Source organism: Rhizobium sp. SVR5-9E, assembly GCF_056755095.1.
In genome coordinates this window covers 1-269 of sequence record NZ_JBNDHS010000433.1, presented here as the reverse complement: position 1 = coordinate 269, position 269 = coordinate 1, and the positions used below count along the sequence as shown (strand labels likewise).

Sequence of the window (269 nt, the reverse complement as noted above, 5' to 3'; positions counted from 1 at the left end):
ATAAGAGACAGGGCGCTTTTGTCACCGAGGAGACGCGGGCGGCAGCCGCGCGTCTGCTCGCGGCTGCGGACTAAGCTTCAGGACTTTCCGGCGGATTTGATGCAAGCGATGTTCTTGCAATGAATCGCCTCGTAGGGTTCGAAATAGAGAACGATCCCCGATGCCAGATCGTCTGCAAGGAACTCATTCGGGGATGTCGCCTCCGCCTTCTCTCGCTCGGAGGGATTGCTCAACCGCTCCAGATGGCGCCGATTTGCGTCGATGAGGGC

1 pseudogene is annotated in these 269 nt (G+C 59.1%); it reads right to left on the bottom strand.

Going from position 1 to position 269, the window contains the following annotated elements:
* Positions 1 to 77: 77 nt before the first annotated feature.
* Positions 78 to 269, bottom strand: a pseudogene (locus tag ACPYOJ_RS35500) (MBL fold metallo-hydrolase); the annotation flags it as partial.